Source organism: Ignavibacteriales bacterium (genome assembly GCA_020635255.1).
In the GTDB taxonomy this organism is placed as follows: Bacteria; Bacteroidota; Ignavibacteria; order Tepidaquicellales; family Tepidaquicellaceae; genus JAEYVS01.
This window is the reverse complement of record JACKAC010000001.1, coordinates 379,341-398,889: the sequence shown is the minus strand read 5'-3', so window position 1 is coordinate 398,889 and position 19,549 is coordinate 379,341. Positions and strand designations below refer to the sequence as shown.

General features: G+C 39.4%; 15 protein-coding genes and 1 tRNA gene. 2 read left to right on the top strand and 14 right to left on the bottom strand.

The annotated features are described in order from the left end of the window. Window positions 1-160: 160 nt before the first annotated feature. The 9 genes from H6614_01760 to H6614_01720 all read right to left on the bottom strand — a co-directional run bounded on the left by H6614_01760 (window position 161) and on the right by H6614_01720 (window position 13,262). Window positions 161-1,804 (bottom strand): T9SS type A sorting domain-containing protein, encoded by a 1,644-nt coding sequence (locus tag H6614_01760; protein MCB9242383.1) that lies wholly within the window; start codon window positions 1,802-1,804, stop codon window positions 161-163. A 117-nt stretch (window positions 1,805-1,921) separates the two neighbouring features. Continuing rightward, complete coding sequence (locus H6614_01755; protein ID MCB9242382.1) at window positions 1,922-4,720, bottom strand: TonB-dependent receptor; 2,799 nt, start codon at window positions 4,718-4,720, stop codon at window positions 1,922-1,924. 253 nt (window positions 4,721-4,973) lie between these two features. After that, entirely contained in the window at window positions 4,974-6,104 is a 1,131-nt protein-coding gene (gene dnaJ / locus H6614_01750) for a molecular chaperone DnaJ (GenBank protein MCB9242381.1), read from the bottom strand. A gap of 27 nt (window positions 6,105-6,131) precedes the next feature. Further along, entirely contained in the window at window positions 6,132-6,710 is a 579-nt protein-coding gene (locus H6614_01745) for a nucleotide exchange factor GrpE (protein MCB9242380.1), read from the bottom strand. 17 nt (window positions 6,711-6,727) lie between these two features. Beyond that, window positions 6,728-7,765, bottom strand: coding sequence for a heat-inducible transcription repressor HrcA (hrcA, locus tag H6614_01740; GenBank protein MCB9242379.1), 1,038 nt, complete (start codon window positions 7,763-7,765; stop codon window positions 6,728-6,730). Between the two features lie 86 nt (window positions 7,766-7,851). After that, window positions 7,852-8,823 (bottom strand): hypothetical protein, encoded by a 972-nt coding sequence (locus tag H6614_01735; protein MCB9242378.1) that lies wholly within the window; start codon window positions 8,821-8,823, stop codon window positions 7,852-7,854. Between the two features lie 5 nt (window positions 8,824-8,828). Further along, a complete protein-coding gene (locus H6614_01730; GenBank protein MCB9242377.1) occupies window positions 8,829-9,677 on the bottom strand; it encodes a glycosyltransferase family 2 protein in 849 nt (282 codons plus the stop codon). A 9-nt stretch (window positions 9,678-9,686) separates the two neighbouring features. Further along, window positions 9,687-10,640 (bottom strand): hypothetical protein, encoded by a 954-nt coding sequence (locus tag H6614_01725; GenBank protein ID MCB9242376.1) that lies wholly within the window; start codon window positions 10,638-10,640, stop codon window positions 9,687-9,689. A 15-nt stretch (window positions 10,641-10,655) separates the two neighbouring features. Next, window positions 10,656-13,262: a M1 family metallopeptidase gene (locus H6614_01720; protein ID MCB9242375.1), complete on the bottom strand. Its 2,607-nt coding sequence runs from the start codon at window positions 13,260-13,262 to the stop codon at window positions 10,656-10,658. A 439-nt stretch (window positions 13,263-13,701) separates the two neighbouring features. Between H6614_01720 and H6614_01715 the strand changes: the two genes are divergently transcribed. Further along, entirely contained in the window at window positions 13,702-14,343 is a 642-nt protein-coding gene (locus H6614_01715; GenBank protein MCB9242374.1) for a hypothetical protein, read from the top strand. Here H6614_01715 and H6614_01710 read toward each other — a convergent pair. The 5 genes from H6614_01710 to H6614_01690 form a co-directional block, all read right to left on the bottom strand. Further along, a complete protein-coding gene (locus tag H6614_01710; GenBank protein MCB9242373.1) occupies window positions 14,340-15,494 on the bottom strand; it encodes a pyridoxal phosphate-dependent aminotransferase in 1,155 nt (384 codons plus the stop codon). The genes H6614_01715 and H6614_01710 overlap by 4 nt on opposite strands. Before the next feature lie 10 nt (window positions 15,495-15,504). After that, complete coding sequence (locus H6614_01705) at window positions 15,505-16,218, bottom strand: ABC transporter ATP-binding protein (GenBank protein MCB9242372.1); 714 nt, start codon at window positions 16,216-16,218, stop codon at window positions 15,505-15,507. Then, window positions 16,205-16,999 carry an ABC transporter ATP-binding protein gene (locus H6614_01700; protein MCB9242371.1) on the bottom strand — a complete coding sequence of 265 codons (795 nt, stop codon included), beginning with the start codon at window positions 16,997-16,999 and terminating at the stop codon, window positions 16,205-16,207. The genes H6614_01705 and H6614_01700 overlap by 14 nt, the downstream gene beginning before the upstream one ends. Next, on the bottom strand, window positions 16,983-18,029 hold the full coding sequence (locus H6614_01695) for a branched-chain amino acid ABC transporter permease (GenBank protein ID MCB9242370.1): 1,047 nt from the start codon (window positions 18,027-18,029) through the stop codon (window positions 16,983-16,985). Before H6614_01695 ends, H6614_01700 begins: the two co-directional genes overlap by 17 nt. A gap of 73 nt (window positions 18,030-18,102) precedes the next feature. Next, window positions 18,103-18,176, bottom strand: a tRNA-Val gene (locus H6614_01690). Between the two features lie 227 nt (window positions 18,177-18,403). Between H6614_01690 and H6614_01685 the strand changes: the two genes are divergently transcribed. After that, window positions 18,404-19,429: a hypothetical protein gene (locus H6614_01685; GenBank protein MCB9242369.1), complete on the top strand. Its 1,026-nt coding sequence runs from the start codon at window positions 18,404-18,406 to the stop codon at window positions 19,427-19,429. Window positions 19,430-19,549: the final 120 nt, after the last annotated feature.

Here is a 19,549-nt window from a genome sequence, read left to right as displayed (position 1 = left end):
AGGAATTTCTTCTTCGCATCAAGTTTAAACGAACTGTAAAACAATTGTGATATTGAATTAACATTGAGTAATAAAGAGGGGTGTTTTTGTATTAAGGGAAAATAAAAAAAGCCCCGTTCATTTCTGAACAGGGCTTTGTAGAGCAGCTATTTACGAAAGGTTACTTAACCAACATCATTTTTTTGGTCTCTACAAAATTCTCACCTTTTAAGGTGTAGAAGTAGATACCGGAAGATAATCTTGAAGCGTCGAATTCGTATGCATATTCACCAACAGTTAAAACATTATTTACCAGTGTAGCAACTTCCTGTCCAAGTACATCATAAACCTTTAGAGTTACGAATCCTTTAACCGGCAGTGAGAAGTTGATAACAGTAGACGGGTTGAAAGGATTTGGATAGTTTTGGCTAAGAGTGTATCTCTCAGGAACGTTTGAAGAGATCTGATTAATTCCTACACTGTAGTCAACAGTATCAGGACGGAAGTTTATCCAACCGCCGTCTAACCAGTTAGAACCTGAACCAAATGCGCCTCTGTAATTAGTTGAAGTGAAGAATGGATCAATAGTATTAGCATCAATGAAGTTACTGAATACAGGAGAACCTCCCTGAGGCATAAAGTCGTTAATACTATAATTATGGTTATTAAGACCACTGTATGGGCTGTTTAACATAACTTCCTGAGTAGTAGCAAAAGTATCAGTCATTTGACCGGCTCCAAATACAAATGCGTTTGCGTTGAAAGGAGTGGTCGAAGTACCAGCAGTATCAATATTTTTGAGACATCCTGCAATTATATTGCTTTTATATTTAAGTGTATCACCTGTACAAGCATTGAAAACACCAGTACCATCAAATAAAGTACCTGTCGGCCATCCCATCCAAACTGTATTCCAGAGGCTTGTCTTAACATTCCTTCTGATATGAGCGCCTCTTTTAAAGTTAGGATCAACAGTAGTGGTATCATATTCCTTTGGACCAACAAGAGTCATATTTGAGTAGAAGGGCCATGTTCTAGGATTATTGTAGTTTGGAGCACTATTGTTATCGGATTCAAATCCATTAGAACCACTGACATCAGCAATATTGGGGTCACTTATACCAAGACCAAACTGGAATCTTCCCCTATACCCATTATCAGTATCGAACATATCGTCAACACCGAACGCAGCGACGAAGTATTTAACGTTTACAGTACCACCGAAACACTCAACAGCATCATCACCCGCAAAGCTCACCATAATATGATCAATCTGTGTTTTTCTTCCGACACCACCCATTGTAAGTGAGTTAATTTCATTGTTTGGTGCAAGAGCAATACCCGCAAACTCGATACGGCAATAGCTGAGGCAACCTGAGCTGTCATCGTCGTTATTTCCGCCATAGTAATAGTTAGTTGAAAATCCTTCGATAGCAGCTGTATCAACACCTGAGTTAGTATTTATTGTAGCATTACCTAGGATAACAATACCGCCCCAATCACCTGCAGCTCTTGATCCAACAGGGTTCCTCGAAGTAAATACTATCGGGTCACTTGCAGTTCCTTTTGCATAGATCTTTCCGCCTCTCAAAACAATGATAGAAGCTTTTGTTGGTGCATCACCATAAAGGTATGTACCGGCAGGAATAACAAGCGTACCACCGCTTTGAACTACAATTTCACCAAGCATCAGATAAGATCTGTGCTCGCTGAGCGTAACCGTACCTGTGATATTACCCTGCAAAGTATCACTCCACTGACCAAACGATACATTAGATAATACCATCATGGAAAAAACGGCTAATAAGATGAAAAACTTTTTCATTAAGGAAACTCTCCTTTTGTTTTTGTTAAACTTGTTCAAAGTTAAGATTATGACTTTACTATAATGTTTCGTGTGTTTTAAGGAATTGTAAACAGTCAAATACTAATAAAATAAGTACTAAAAATCATAGCCCAACGTCAAGGAAACATTAGTACCTCTCTTGAAAATCCTTACTGTTTGCTCAGTACCAAGAACATCCTGAGTGTAAACTTCATCTTCGCCAAGCAGATTTCCGATCGTGAATTTACCACTAAACCTGGTTAAGAATTTCTGAGAGATTGAAAGATCTATAAGATTCCTTCCGTTTTCTTCAACGTCACCCAGGTCATTAATACCAACTTCGGAAATCCTTTTACCGGCTCTGTTATAGAGAAGATTAGCGCTTGTACCTGTATTTGGATTATCATAGTAAAGCCCGACGTTTATTGTATATGGTGATTGTCCCTGGAGTCTTCTCTCGGTCCTATTTTCCGAACCGCCTAAACCTGAAATATCAACTTTTGAATTCACTAAAGTGAAATTGCCATTGAAAGTAAACAGGCTCAAGGTCTTGCTTATAAAGGCTAAATTTTTCCTTATTTCAAATTCGATACCATAATTATTTGCTCCGCTTTCGGCATTGTCAAATGTTGCGGATTTAGAGTCACTACCTGAAGATTGATCAAAAATCTTTTCTATCGGTGCGTCAATATGCTTATAGAAAAGGCTTACGGACATTATTTCTCCGGCTTCCGGGAAGACCTCGTATCTAAGATCATAATTTCTAATAAGTGTACGCCTCAAATTTGGGTTACCAAAGACATAAATATTAGTATTAAAGTCAATATACCCAAAAGGAGCAAGTTCCCTGAGTTCGGGTCTCGAAATCGACTGGAAGTAAGAACCTCTTATATTTGTTTTATCATTAAGAGCAAAAATCATATTAACCGAAGGAAGGATATCATTATTTTTAAGATTAACATTAAGAGGTGTTCCATCATCCTGAAAAGTGGTAAGGATCTGCTCATTCGATTCAAGTCTTGCACCGATAACGACTCTGAACTTTTCAATAGGGACATCAAACATCAGATAACCGGCATAATTATTTTCCTCAGCCTGGTAATTATCGGACGGACGTGTAAACTCACCTATATAGAGCTTCGTTGTATCAAAGTTTTCAGGCACGAAAATCGAGTCAATCGGTAAATAGTTTATCCTATTTCTTTCGAAAATATTCGTTGCCGAAGTAAAATACGGAGCAAAGAGTCTTGCATCGAAACTTCTCTGCTTTCCGTTAGCATAAACACCTAGCTTGGTCTTTGAATCAATACTCTTAATGACATGAAAAGGCATTTCAATGTTAGCTTCAAAGCTCCTATTGAAATCATGTAATTCCGAGAAAAACCTGCCACCGCTGTTTGTATTCGGGTTATTTGTTACTGCAATACCCGCATTAAATGGATCATCTGTGCCTCTTTGTCTTTGGTATTGCATAGTCTTGCGATCCGGCTCGTTAGAAGTAGATTCAGAATAGGATCCTCTCCATGTAAAGTTCATCTTATTCAAAGCATCGATATAATGCGATCCTTCGACAAGCGTCGAGAAGACTGTTTTTTCAGAGAACTTGGTAAGGTATAAATGTCTATCATAATCCTGCGGTACATTAAATCCGGACAGGAACTGTGTCTCATCCTTTGAATTAAGAACATATGAGTTCTTAAAACTAACCTTACTGTTAATACCAATTTTATAACTCATATTCGCAATAGCACCCCATCTAACGGAGTATTGTGAATTTAGACCACTGTATTGTTGCTCCAAGTCACCGCTTTGCTGATACTCCCATCTCTGTATATCCATATTCTGGAATCCGCTTCCATAAGTATATGCACCAAAATACCCGAACGGATTTCCAAGGACATCCATTTTATTACCCATAGAGATCTGAAGCCCGGTATTTGGCGGAGCTGAGCTTTCATTCTGTCCCCAATCATTTCTAAATGACTGCCCAATGGATTTTATCTGCTGCTTATTTAAGGTTAATCTGTCTACACGGAATGACGGAACCGAAGAAGGCAGAGTTCTATCACCATTGTCTATACCCAAGTTAAAAAATAGAAATTTCTTTTCACCGGCATCATAGCTACTAAAATCATCCCCTGTAGTATTTGAGTTGTACGCCCCGGATGTCGACATTTTCAATGTGAACGATTCGGGAAATTCAATTGTATTAAGCTGAACCAAACCGCCGCTGAAATTAGCAGGTTTATCAACTGTATAAGATTTTGCAATGATTATATTATCAAGCAAATTGGAAGGGAAGAGATCGAATGTGAATGATTTCTTATCTGTTTCAGTACTAGGAAGTTCGACACCGTTAAGTGTGGTATTACTATACCTCTCAGAAGTTCCTCTAACATAAACAAATTTATTATCAACAATATTTACACCGATAACCCTTTTAAGAACATCAGATGCCTGGCTATCAGGAGCCCTTTTGATCTGCTGACTGCTGATACCATCCTGCAATTGATCAGCATTTTTCTGTTCTAACAACATCGCCTGTTCATTAGCGGTAGATGTCGAAGCTTCGATCGTAATCTCATCGGTAGTTATCCCGTCGTCCGAACTAAGAGGAACGTCAAGCCTTGTCAATCCATCACTTTTTACAACTACATCAGTAAATTTCACAGTTGTATATCCCACATAAGATACCTCGACAGTATAAGTACCCGCTTTAATACCGGTTATTTCATAATTACCGTCAAGATCAGTTTCTACGCCGGCATTTACTTCCGGAATACGCACGATCGCGCCCGGCAACGGATCGGAGAAGTATGCATCGGTCACCTTACCGGTAATTCCTTGTGAAAAAGCCACACTGTTGGTCAGGAGTGCGGCAATTAATAAGAACAAAACCTTTGTAAATGAGCTCATTTTCATTTTTTTGCTTTGTATAGTAAACCTTAAAATAATTAGGCATGATTAACAAAAAATTAAATGAGTGTAACTTATGTTACCGGAATATTACGTAATTATAAAATGGGAAGTGTATATTTTTATATGAATTTAAGGTGTATCCATGACGCAATTGTTAAAAAATCTTAAAGCAAATTACGATTCTTTAACATAAATAAAAAAGCGGATGGTAAATTCCGATCCGCTTTGATATAAAAGATGGTAACTAAAGTTATCCAAATATGGATTTGATGAAACCCTTATTTTTCTTTTTTGATCTTTCGGGACTAAAATTTTCCGAGTCCGAAAGCTCTTTCAATAATTGTTTCTCTTTTGATGTGACCTTAGATGGGATGAAGACATTAACATATATAAGTTGATCACCCTTACCAAACTCATTTAGGTGTCTTATACCTTTTTCTTTTAATTTAATTACTGTGCCGGGCTGAGTACCCGGCTCGACCTTAAGCTTATGTTCATCAGAAAGTGTAGGAACCATCACAGTAGTTCCAAGAACTGCGTCAGCGATACTTATATTTAGCTCGTAAATAACATCGTCGCCGTTTCTGTGAAAATACTGATGCTCCTGCTCCTCGATAAACACGAGCAAGTCACCGGACCTTCCACCTCTCGCCCCTGCATTGCCCTGCTCTCTAAGCGGGATATAGTTTCCTTCCGATACTCCCGGAGGTATCTTTACTTTAATAGTCGATTCGGATTTAACTCTTCCCTCTCCATGACATTCCTGACATTTCTCCTTTATGATCCTGCCCTCGCCGTTACATACGTTACATGCGGAGATATTGACGAACTGTCCGAGGATAGACCGGGTAACGTGCCTTACCTCACCGGTGCCGTTGCAATTAGTACATGTCTGGTAGCTTCCATTCTTAGCACCGCTTCCATGACATGTCTCACAGGTTTTGAGCTTCTTAATTTTTAATTTCTTCTCTACACCGTTCGCAATTTCTTCGAGTGTGAGTTTAACAGTGATCTTTAAATCGCTCCCTCTGATGCCAGGTTCACGGCGCTGTCTGCGGGATGATCCGCCAAAAAATTCATCGAAGATACTTCCTCCACCGAATATATCCCCAAAGTGTGAAAATATATCGTTGATGTCGTTAAAGCCTCCGTTACCATTCACTCCCTGATGCCCGAACCTGTCATATCTCTGTCTTTTCTCCGGATTAGAAAGTATCTGGTAGGCCTCCGCGGCTTCCTTGAATTTCACTTCTGCTTCGGAATCTCCGGGATTTCTATCCGGGTGATATTTCATAGCAAGCTTTCTATATGAAGTTTTGATCTCTTCAACCGATGCCTGTTTTTCTACTCCCAGTATTTCGTAATAATCTCTATTTGTCATTAAGTTTTTATCTTCTCAATTAAAATTTTAATCCGGCTTCTTCGAAACCAGCACTTTATCGTGTTTTACAATCTTATCTTTCATTTTAAAGCCCTTTTCAATCACTTCAACCACTGTATTCGGCGGGACATCGTCGCGCGGTATTTGAGCTATCGCATCACTCAAGTTCACATCAAACTCTTTTCCAAGCGAATCAATCTCTTCAACTCCCTCAGCAGTAAGTACATTTTTGAATTTCTCGAATATAGCCTGCAGACCCTTTTTAAGAGTTTCAACATCGTTGGTTTCGCCCTTGTTAACAGATTCTATCGAGCGTGAAAGGTCTTCGTAAATTGGAAAGAGTTCTTTAATTATCTTTTCCGAGGCGTATTCACGGATCTTCCAAACTTCAGATTCTTTACGCTTTTTGAAATTCTCATAGTCCGCGGCATTTCGTAAGAGGCTTTCTTTAAGTTTTTGCACCTCTTTTTTTAACGCTTCAACGGAATCTCCCCCATTCATTTCAGCATCGCTTATCTCGTCATTCGTATGCTCAAAGCCCAGCTCATCTTTTGTCTCATCCCCTGTCGGGGTCATTTGTTCTTCGTCGTGTTCTTTTTTAATCATTTATTGCACCTCACTTTTTAAAATTTTATTCTGCTAATTAGATCGGATGTATAATTAAGTAAGGAAACCATTTTGGCATAGTTCATCCTCTTTGGTCCGATTATGCCAATATTTCCCTTCATATCGTTTATATTATATGTTGTCCGGATAATACTGTAATCCTGCAATTTCGTACCCGGATTTTCTTCCCCAATGGAAATTATAATCCCGTCATTTCTCTCCGAGCTGTCACGAAATATCTCCACTACAAGCTCCTTATCCTCGGCAAGGGTAACAATGTTTTTGAAACTCCGCGGGTCTTCAAACTCCGGCTGGTTTATGACTTCGCCTGTACCACTGATATAGACGGTACCGGTTTCACCGCTTCCGTATATTTCATCTTTTGAGTTTACCAGTACTTTGAAAAGTTCGGGTTCATAATAGCGGTAATCCTCAACCCTCTCGTTGAAGGTCTCGCGAATATCTTTGAGTGTCAATCCCTGAAGTCTCTCATTAAGGAACCGCGCTACAGCCTCAAGCTTTTCTTTTTTAACCTCAGTCTGCAGTTCTATAAGAACAGTCTTTGCATACCCGGAACGGATATTTATAACAACAAGAATTTTTGTGGACGATAATTCGACAATGTCGAGACGTTCAAATACAGCGTTATCGAGAAGAGGTTTAGTTATTATTGCAAGCTGGTGAGATATCTTTCCCAGGATGCGGGAAGTCTCAATGTATATGTCCTCGTTTTCTAGGAGCAAATGCTTCTGTTCAAAAATCTGGGACTCTATCAACTTCCTTTCCTTCTCAGTCAGTCGCTGATCATTCATCAACGTATCCACGTAATACCTATATGCTTTATCCGTTGGTATCCTGCCGGCGGAGGTATGAGGAGTTTTAAGAAGGTCCATCTCCTCAAGGTCACTCATTACATTCCTGATAGTAGCGGAAGAAAGATTAAGGTCCGTTCCCTTAGAAATGCTTCGTGAGCCAATGGGGAGCGCGGATTTTATAAAACTCTCCACTATGTAAAGTAAAACTTCCTTTTCCCTATTTGATAAATCTGATACCATTATTTATTCTCGCGCTGTCATTTTATGCTCAACATCAAAGATAATCATTATAAATTTTTAATTAAATCCACAAAATCGTATATTTATTACTCCTTATCCCTAACTTTAACAAGATTTTGGATGGTTAAGTTTATGTTTTCATCGAAAAAATGCCCTGCAAGTCTACGTGCCCGGGTAATCTCGGAAAGGTCAATCTCAGAGAAAATTAGGTCTTCGTCTATGAATTTAGCTAGTGTTTGCACTTTCCCGAACGGATTTACGACCTCACTTCCTCCCCAAAAATTAACTCCGTCCTCATATCCTACCCTGTTACAGAATACGATGAACAATGAAAGTAGCCGCGCATACGTTTTGTGATGATCAGAGTTTACGTAATAGTTCTTTATCTTTACAATCTCATCAGAATCCGCAGTGATGCTCTCCATGAACTCCTTAAAGGAATTGTATTTCACTCCGCAGGTTTTATATACATGTTCCAGTATTCCTATCTCAAGCGAAGTAGTATCGGTAAGAAGGTCGGTCATATCCGCACCAACCTTTGTCGGTGAAGCGGCTATTCCAAAAATAACCTGCGCGCCATCAAGAGACTGCGTGAGCGGGAGTGAAAGATGCCACAGGTCTTCACAAACAAGTATGCCAATTTTCCCATGCTTGGTGTCATAGGTTTTGCAGGTCTGCCCCGGCGTGAAGTAACGAAGTTCCTCAAAAATACCGTATGTAGGCAAATAAACTTTTCTATGAGTGAATTTCACTTCACCATCCTCTATATATGCCGCCGAGTTGTATACCGCAGAATTTTCTCCTTCCTCAACCAGCCCGCAGATAATGGAAATCTTTTTGCTTACTTCACGAAGTTTATCAAGTTTAGCAGAAGTGTAAGGATTAACACAAATTTCATAATTTATATCTTTGAGCGTGTAACCCGTCAGCGATAGTTCGGGAAAGACAATTATGTCGGCTTTCTCTTTAATTGCCCGGTCACAGTATTCAAGATGTTTATCAACATTCTTTTCAAGATTACCAAGGTAAGAAGAAATTTGCGCAACAGCGGTTTTCATTTATATTATTTTGATTTTGCAAATAACATTCTAAAAAATCCGGTGAAACGTATCCCCAGAGCTAATAGCGGATACAGTATAAAATTATTATGATGTTTTTTAAAATATTTCAGGCAGTCATCATTCCATATACCGATCATTCTTTTGTGATCTTTGTAAACACTTTTTCCTTTTGCGTGAATGATACGAGATCCCGGGTAGAACATTATTTTCTCTCCGCCGTCAATTATTTTTTTACAAAGATCCACGTCATTGAAAAACATTAGATACCTTTCATCCATATTGCGGATATTATCGAGCGTACTTTTTCTAATAAGCAATGCCGCCGCCATAGGCTGTTCGACCTCCCGCATAGAGTCATGGTCGAAGTAGCCCATCTTCCATCGCGAGAAAACCGGACTCCTAGAAAAGATAGCGGATAACAGCGACATCTCACAAAACATATCCCAATAAGTAGGAAGTGTCCTACATGAATGCTGGATGCTCATATCTTCATTTAAAAGCTGGGGAGCAGACGCTCCGGCAGTTTTATGGCGGCTTAAGAACGAAACTAACTCCTCAAGAGCATTTCCAATAATACGCGTATCCGGATTTAACAAAAGAACAAACTCACCGGTTGAAGCTTCGATCCCCTGGTTGCATGCTCTTGTGTAGCCGGTATTAGTCTCATTTAAAATAACTCTCACTTTATCCTTATATCCATCAAGGATCTTCCTTGTATTATCGGAGGAAGCGTTATCAACAATTGTCACTTCACGGTCAGGCTGATCCTCCATAAAAATGGATTCCAGACAGTTAATTATTTCATCACCGCTATTCCACGTAACAATGACTATTGAAAGAGCTTTACTCAAATTATTTCATCATAAGTTTTCGACAACGGGAGTAATCCTCGTAACAAAGTTTTCGAGATCTGTATATTGCTCTTCCGAAATATTCTTTTTAATAAAATCCTTCTCCGAATTCCAAAATGCGGCTATTGGGGGGTTGTTTTCAGCCGACATATAATTGACAAACATCTCTACAGTGGCAGCATAAAGCGGATATTCGGACGGTTTTATCTTTTCACCCTTTTGCAAGCGGGATTTCTCGTCGTCGTATCTTTTTCGCGCAGCGTCAATCTTCTCATCATAGTATTTTTTGAACTCCCCATTCTTTCTTTTTAATTCTCCACCCTCCATTCCGTATATATCGCTCGTATAGTAGATTATATCCGGTCTCGGCATAATACCCCAGTATGAATTAGTGACAACGATCTCCTTGTTGCCGTCAGAGTTCAGATCTTTGATCTCAGGATCACCCAGCTCCATATATTTAATCATTTCAAGCTTATTATCCGGCTTAAGGTCATAGACGAACATTCCCTTAGAGGCATACACATCGTTACCGCCGGTATTGGTCTTTACAAGAAGCTGGTATTTGAAATTTTTCTCAAGGTCTTCATAGATAAGTTCCTCACCGTAATCGATAGTGTCAGTCGATATTTTAACGAAATTCTTTCGCGCAGAATCCATCGTGAACACCTGCATCATATCAAAATTGTAATAGTCCATATACTGATCGCCGGCTTCATCTTTATCCACGCTCAGGACTATTATTTCATCATCACCGTCGTTATCGAGATCTTTATTGTCTATCGAATATACCCGACGCGGGGTGTTATATTCAACTTTAAACTCCATGCCGCCGGCAGTAATGCCTGCAGAATTCTTTAGTGTTGTGTCCTTTTTATTCTCGCTTATTTCATCACTTTCTTTTGTGCATGAAAAAAGCGCTGCACTCAATAACACCAGCATTACAATCCATAATTTTCTCATTTAAATATCCTCTTTTTATCCGTTCAATTCTTTTATTGCATCTTCGATGGATTTATTGATCGAAGTATCCGTCGTTTTTCCGTTCATCTCCTGAAGGAACGGGATGAGAGATTTATCTCCCGATCTGCCGAGCAGTTTTATCAGAGCCTGCTTGGTCTCCCTAAAATTATAATCCACATACCGCTTCGCAAGTTCCATAACTTCAGGGTCTTTTGCGTAATCGAGTAACGCAGTAAGAGCTTTGGTTCTTGTACGGCTTTCGATATCTTTACCGAATGCGACGCTAATTAGTGCGTCTTTTATACGCGGGTCAGGCGCGCCGTTATCGGCGCTGTCGAGAACTTCGACAACGGCATTTGTAATTATCCATCGGTGGGACGGTTTAAAAATATACGGCATGACAGCATCGTAAACCTGCTCCTTCGGAAGCGCTTCCCCGAGAGCTTTGATGCCGTCGGAGATTATGTATTCGTTGGTGGCGGATGCGATGGCATCTTTGATGAACTTAATGTCCTCTTTATCTTTTGACTTACCGAGTGCAGCGAGCATAGCGCGTTTGACTCGGGAGTTTGGTTCGGTGTTGTATTTGGTGCGGATGAAATCGAAAATTTGCTTAAAGCCAGATTCTTTCTTACCGTCCACAATTATTATGTTCTTTGGTAAAATTTTATATTTAATATTCGGATTCGTCATCAAAAAAGTATAAAAATCAATAGCTTCCTTTCTTGTTCCCCAAAATTTGTCCTCATAAAATACTTTATAATCATTAAAATCATAGCCTCTAATATTTTTAATTTGAGAAGGCAAAATTAATTCATTCGCTTCCCTTCTAATTGCCATTATCCTATCAATAGCGTTCTCACTATTCTTAAACTGAAGAACCGGGTTATAATAAACGGTTTTCCTATTATTATCCAGCGAGCTAAATACTTCCTTAAACTTCACATATATTGTCTTGTCCATTATCTTATTTCCGTAATCGAACTGGACGAACTCAGGCTGAACAGGGAAAGGAATCGTCCATGTTATGTCAGAACCCGAAATGAAGATCGGAACAATCGTGTCATTGCCCTGTCCATAAATGCGAACATCAACCGGAACCTGGAATGACGGCGTAAGAGTGTCAGTTTTCTGTACCTGCTTAATGTTAAGCACCACCTCCTTTGAATTCTTATTGTATGAGTGTGATACTTCAAACTCCGGGTAGCCGGCTTTCCAGATCCACTGGTCAACCATCCAGGTAAAGTCCTTAGGCATTTGATCAAGATTAGGATCGGCGTTGACGGTCTTATTTATTGCATCAATGAAATCCTGAGTTTCAACAGGTTTAAATTCATTATCATGCAGGAATGTAGATAAAGAAGCGAAGAAGAGGTAATCGCCAAGCACGTGCCGGAAAGAGTTAATCATTACGGAGCCTTTATCGTATGTGTTTTCGGTAATATCTCCAAAGCCTTCCCATACTGGCAAACGCTTTTTTGTGGAATCAACTTTCATTGCATCATCGCTATTGCGAAGGAGGTAGTAATCATACTCATCTTTCCCTTTGTATGCTTCATTCCATAGCGCCGCGCTAAATGTTGCGAAGCTTTCATTAAGCCAAAGCTCGGACCAATTACGACAAGTAATAAGATCACCCCACCATTGGTGCCCGAGTTCATGTGATATAAGGTTATCAGCTCCATAATCATTTTCGATATCGGGGTCGTAGTAGGTTCTTTCGTTTAGAACGGTAGCGGTGGTATTTTCCATACCACCGTAAATAAAATCTTTTACAATGACCTGTTTATAATTAGCCCAAGGATAAATGTAGCCAAATTTATCATTGAATAATTTCACCATTTCAGCAGTGTTTCGCACGGCGTATTCACCGTCGCTGAGACGATCTTTATCAACATAGGACATTACTTCGAGTCCGTCAGCATAATCTTTTACGATATCCCACTCTCCAACACCAAGCATAATGAGGTAAGTAGAGTGCGGTTTATCCTGTATCCAATGGTAAGTTGTTTTTCCATCAGCTCCCGCATAAACCGAATCAAGACAGCCATTGGATAAGGTTGTGAACTTATCGTCAACGGTGATATACATTTCAGTCGTTGTTTTGTCATTTGGATAATCATAGATAGGGAGCCAGTATTTATTATTCTCGCTCTCTCCCTGCGTCCATATCTGGTATGGCAAGGAGGGATTAAGTTCTGTCGGGTAAATGAAATACAATCCACGCTGGGGTTTGCAGGAATACATAACCACGTACTCAAAAGAGTCATCCTTGTTTATAGATTCAGGTAAATATATTTCAATTTTTTTTCCATCATAGTCATACCTTAGTGGAAGATCCATTAACTTTTGAGGGACACCATCAAAGTTAGAGTTAGAAACCCGTTCAATACCAATAATGTCAAACGCAATCGCATCTACTTCAAAGGAAGTCATTCCATTTGAGAGAGGAGCAATTGTAGTGGTAACCATCCCAATAACCTTTTTTTCGTCCCAGTTAAAACGTAAATCCATAGAAATATGCTTAACGTCGTAAGTTCTTTCACGTTCCGGCTCCGGTATGGTTTGCGAATATAAATTACCGGCAATAATCAGTATTACAATGAGGATAAATTTACTCATAAGTAACTAATAATCCGTCGATTAAACGGTAAAGTTAATGATGTATAATAGTCAATTTAAATTTTTATTAGAAGTGAATAAAGGGGGAAAATACAAATGAAAAACCTTATAAGTGCTAAAATTATCTAGTGGTTAATTATAATAGCGAGAATCGTCATGATAAGAATGAGCCCAATAAAAAAAAGAATCAACCCTACAAAAGTTTTCCATGTTGCAGGTTCATCTTTTTTATATCCCACAATAGTGCAAATGAGGCATGAAGCCGGGTCCCATATGTCATCCCAATCAACCATTGCTCAATATACTTCAAATAATCCTAATGTAAAATATTCTAAGCACACTCATTTACCTCTTTACTTTTGAAATTGAATTCCCTACACTTAGATAGCATTGTATATGCCCCCTTTTAGCGAACTCCCGTAAAAACAAATCTCACAAGGTGAAGCTTTCAATAATTATATTGACAGGTTTCATATTCTTTTATGGCGAAGCCTGTACACAACCACGGATCCCTTCAAATGTGTCTGAGGAAGGAAATGAGATTAGCCATACTGAATCCAACGCTCAAAAGAAAGCATTATTAAAAAATAAAGCACTCGACACAGATAACGAAAAGGAAAAGGGATTTTTAAATTACCGGGACCAAATGACCAATACACTTAGTGAGTCGCTTACAAAAAGGGAGCGGAAGGAAGAATTTCACTTTAATCCTATCAAGTCGTTAAACGGTAACATAAAATTCGGGGGACTATATAATAACAGAGTAGATCTTTATGTAGCGCCTGATATGTTTATAAAACCTTTTGAAGGAGTCAGTATATATGCAATAAGGAAAAGACATGTCTATATCCCCTTAGAAAAAATAAAAGAGAACATACCTTCATTACTATTAGAAACACTCAGCCTGGCAGCAATAGAAAATGCCGTTAATTACTTTACCATAACTGATAAGGTTCTTAACGGCATATTAAATTTCGCTCTAAAAAACGGTTTTACTTTTCTCTCACAGACGATGAAGGAGAAGGACAAAGACATTCCTTCGTGGGAATATTATTACTTCTCTATCGGCGTGAGGTTTTAGAGAACATCCTTTATCCTTTTTATAGCTTCCTTAATATTTTCACGTGAGTTTGCATAAGAAAACCTCAGATAACCTTCACCGTATTTACCGAATGCAGTTCCGGAAAGCGCCGCTACATTTGCATTGTATAGAAGATGGTCATTTAGTTCGGATGATTTGTATCCTGTCTTTGATATATTTGGGAATGCATAAAAAGCACCTTTTGGAATAATACATGAGAAACCGGGGATTGTATTAAGCCCCTCAACAAGTATTTCCCTTCGCGCGCGGAATTCCTCTCTCATTTCGTCTACAGCATCCTGAGGTCCCTCAAGTGCTTCGATGCAAGCCTTTTGTACAAAAGCGTTAGTGCATGAGTTGCTATTCGTCATCAAGCGGGATATCTTCGTGGCAAGTTCCCTCTCCATCACACCATATCCTGCGCGCCAGCCGGTCATCGAATAATATTTTGAGAAACCGTCGAGGATTATTGTTCTCTCCTTAAACCCGGGAACCTGTGTAATACTAAAATGCTCGCCTTCAAAAATAAGCCTGCTGTATATCTCGTCACTCAATACAATTATCTCTGTATCCTTTATTATTTCTGCAATTTTCTGGATATCTTCCTTTGTCAGAATACCGCCTGTTGGATTCTGTGGAGTGTTAATAATCAATAACTTTGTCTTATTGCTGATCAGTTCCCTCAATTTTTCCGGGTCGAATGCGAACCCTCTTTCTTCTTCCAGCTTGATCGGAACGGGGGTTCCTCCGACAAAGTTTATCATGGATTCATAAATTGGGAAACCGGGATTAGGATAAATGACCTCATCGCCTTTCCCAATAAGAGCAAGAATAACAAAAAACATAATCGGCTTAGCTCCCGGAGTAACTACTACTTCGTCCGCATCGAACTCGACTCCCCTGGTTTTTGTCATGTAGTTAGCTATAGCCGAGCGAAGCTCTAGGATGCCATTCGAAGGAGTATAATGTGTATCGCCCGCCTGTAGAGATTTAATCGCAGCATCACATATATTTTTGGGAGTAGGAAAATCCGGCTCACCAATCTCAAGGTGAATTATATTTTTCCCTTCGGCTTCAAGTTTCTTTGCTTTTGCCAGTACCTCAAACGCCGTTTCGGTACCAAGATTTGACATTCTTTCTGCGTATTTCATTGTATTTATTTTATTCTCCTAAATATGCTTTTTTAACTTCTTCATTCTGAGCAAGCTCCTTTGCGCTTCCCTCAAGAATAATCTTCCCTGTTTCCAGAACATAGCCGTAATGGGCGCTGGCCAGAGCCAGGTTCGCATTCTGCTCCACAAGTAATATTGTGACGCCGGTTGCTTTGTTGAGTGCGACTATCTTTTCAAAGATAGTCTTTACAAGAATAGGCGCAATACCTAGCGACGGTTCATCAAGCAGTAATAGCTTCGGCTTAGACATTAGCGCTCTGGATATAGCAAGCATCTGCTGTTCGCCCCCGCTGAGCGTCCCGCCAAGCTGTTTGAGCCTTTCCTTAAGACGCGGGAATAGCGTAAACAGGAATTCAAGGTCATCCTTAATATTATTGGTATCTTTTCTGGTATATGCACCCATTTCCAGATTTTCCTTCACAGTAAGATTGGAAAATATTAATCTGCCCTCGGGCGCCTGGCTAATACCCATCTGCACGATCTTATTGGGTTTAGTATTGGTTATATCCTGATCCTGGAATCTAATCGTGCCGGAATCGGCTTTCACAAGACCGGAAATCGTTCGAAGTATCGTTGTTTTTCCCGCTCCATTCGCACCAATGAGTGTAACTATCGATCCTTCCTCGACATTTACGTTAATACCTTTTATGGCATTGATGGCACCGTAGTTCACTTTTAGATTTTCGATCTTAAGCATCGCCATCACCTCCAGCTGTTGTAGTTGTATCTCCCAAGTATGCCTCGATAACTTTAGGATCTTTCTGTATCTCCTGAGGAAGACCCTCCGCTATCTTTTCACCATAATCAAGAACGAATATCCGTTCACAGATACCCATCACAACCTGCATATCATGCTCGATAAGCAATATGGAAAGTTTAAATTTTTCTTTCACCTCTTTAATGAGGTTCATTAGGTCTACCTTCTCGACAGGATTCATACCGGCGGCAGGTTCATCGAGAAGAAGCAATTGCGGTGACGTAGCAAGCGCTCTTACGATTTCCAGCTTGCGCTGGTCTCCGTACGGGAGCGAGTTGGAATATTCACCTGCTACATCGAGAAGATTAAACATTTCCAGAAGCTCATCGATCTTCTTTTCAATATCTTTCTCTTCACGTTTAAAGCCGGGTGGCCTGATTATAGATGTAAAGTAACCTGCTTTAAGATCTTTGCCGAAAGATACTCTTACATTATCCCTCAATGAAAGTGTAGGGAAAAGCCGTATATTCTGGAAAGTTCTGCTTATGCCCATTGCCGAAACCTCAAAAGGTTTTTTGGGAACAACACTTTCTCCTTTAAACAAAATATCACCCTCGGTAGGGTCATAGACGCCAGTGATCATATTAAAAACGGTCGTCTTTCCTGCGCCGTTTGGTCCGATCATACCAATAAGCTCACCGTCCCCCACATGAGTAGAAAGTCTGTCCACGCAAGTAAGTCCGCCAAACTTCATCGTAACATTATTTATCTCAAGTAACTTCGGCATCGGATTTCTTTTTTTGTTTTTTGCCCGGCCTGAGTTTTACACCAAATAATCCCTGTGGGCGCAGCAACATCATTATTATCAATAAGAGTGCATATATTATCATTCTGTATTCCGCCACCTGACGTAATAGTTCCGGTAGTATTGTCAGTATAATAGCGGCTATTATCACCCCTATCATGCTTCCCATTCCACCAAGTATAACCATCACTACGATCTCAACCGAGCGCAGGAAGTTAAAATCTTCGGGGTTTATGTACTTATTGAAAAACGCAAATAGAGTGCCGGCTATTCCCGCAAAGAATGCACCTGTCACAAAAGCTGTCACTTTAAACTTTGTCGTATTGATTCCCATTGCCTCGGCAGCGATCTCATCATCTTTTACAGCAAGGAATCCTCTCCCATAGGTTGAATTAATCATATTACCAATTACAAAAATACACAGGATCGCCAAAAGAAATACCCAGAAGAAATTAGTGAATCCTTCTATAGCGTAAAACTTGTTAGGCATATCGGTAAGCTCAGGCACCATGTTAAGACTCTTTGTACCGTTTTGATAAATGTACACACCTCTAAATCCCTGTGCGCCACCAATCAGATCCATTCCCTGTATAATCACCCTGATTATCTCACTGAATCCCAGTGTAACGATAGCAAGGTAGTCACCTTTTAAGCGTAAGGACGGGATACCAACCAATAGACCGACGATAGCAGCAGCGGTTCCCCCTATAATAAGCATTATAATAAAGGTAATGGAATTTCCAAAAGAACCCTCGCCGAATGTACCTATAAAGAAGGGAGCAAAGTAGCAGTATATAACAGCAGAGGTGTATGCACCGATAGCCATAAAGCCGGCATGCCCCAATGAAAACTGCCCGGTGTACCCATTAATTAGATTTAGGCTGGTCGCAAGTATAATATTGATCCCGATGAAAATTATTATCGTAAGATAATAAGGATCGATCGAGTCGGAGAAGAGATTTATTATAAATACCGCCAGAATAGCAGTGGCGAAAATGATGTAATTCTTCATGAGCGAAGAAATGCTTCATATAAAAAAATGTTCGAAGCGTATGACGAACTTCGAACGTGACGGCTTAGGTTAGTGGGCGATAAAGGACTCGAACCTATAACCCCCTCGGTGTAAACGAGGTGCTCTAGCCAATTGAGCTAATCGCCCTAAAAATGAGCAATTTATATGAAATATGCCCAAAAACAATCTACAAAGATATTTTATTATTTATCAAAATTCAAACCACTAATAGAGAAACTTTGTGCATTTATACAGTAAAAACATCTATTAAGAGCATTCATGTGAATGGAACTCCATTTGCTTTGAATGTCTGTTTTATAAGTGGTATATTTGATGTTTATTTAGGCAAACTAACATTAATAAAAGGATAATTAATGATAAAAAATCTGGGTCTTTTGGCAGTGGCAGCCGTACTGACTGTATCACTGGTTACAATGATGAGCTGTGGCGACAGTACAAAAGAAAATCAATCATCGGGGAAAAACTCCGACCTACTTATAAAGGACGACAAGGGTGAAAAAGTAAAACTACTTATAAAACCCCAGGAAAAGGATACTCTGAGATATAAGATGGTGGCTAAGCAAAGTGAGACAGAAAAAGGTACTTCCGAAAAAGAGGGATCGATAACTGTTGAGCAGGAAATTTCTTATTACTATTCACAGGTTGTAGATAGAGTTGAAGATAATGCAGTCTCATATAGAATGCAGTATGATAGTATTCAGATAGTATCAAAGATACAATCACCTGACTCCACTGTAACAATAATATACAATTCGAACGTAAAGGATTCGATTTACAACTATCCGGACTTCATTCAATTCAATGCTACTATTGGAACACCTTTTTATATGAGGGTTTCGGACAAAGGAACAGTGCTAGATCTTTACGGAATGGAAAAGATATACGAGAATATCTATAAAGCACTTGGCGATACGCTCTCTCCAAACGATAAATCGGTCGTTCAAAATTCCATTGGGGAATCAATGAAAGCAGTCCTCCAACAGCAATTCCAAAAATTCCCTGACAGTAATGAGGTCTATAAAGACTCAAGCTGGACTTCTTCATACGAGACTCAACTCTCTGTATTCCCTGTAAAAAATATACTCGGATATAAGATCACAGATATTAAAGAAGAGAACGGAAATATTTTAATCATTATCGACGCTTCACTTTCGACTGAAGTAATAAAGAAAGAAATAACTGAAAAAAATACTAAAGCGGTACTCGATAATCTGGAAGCAAAGGGAAGCGGAACAATTATATACAATCTAAGCAGAGGATGTATTAAGAGCAAACAAACGCAAACCGATCTGAAAGCAAAGGTTACACTCTCCCAGGGAAGTCAATCACTGACTACGGATAAGGATCAAACTTCAAGCGTAATTGTAGAGCGCTTATAAGTTATTAATCTCCAATAATTTAAAGCCTGGCCTCCTGCCGGGCTTTTTTATTTTAAAAAAGATTGAATATTATTTAATAAATTCCGACATTATACTAATATAGGTATGTCTTAAAGGAAT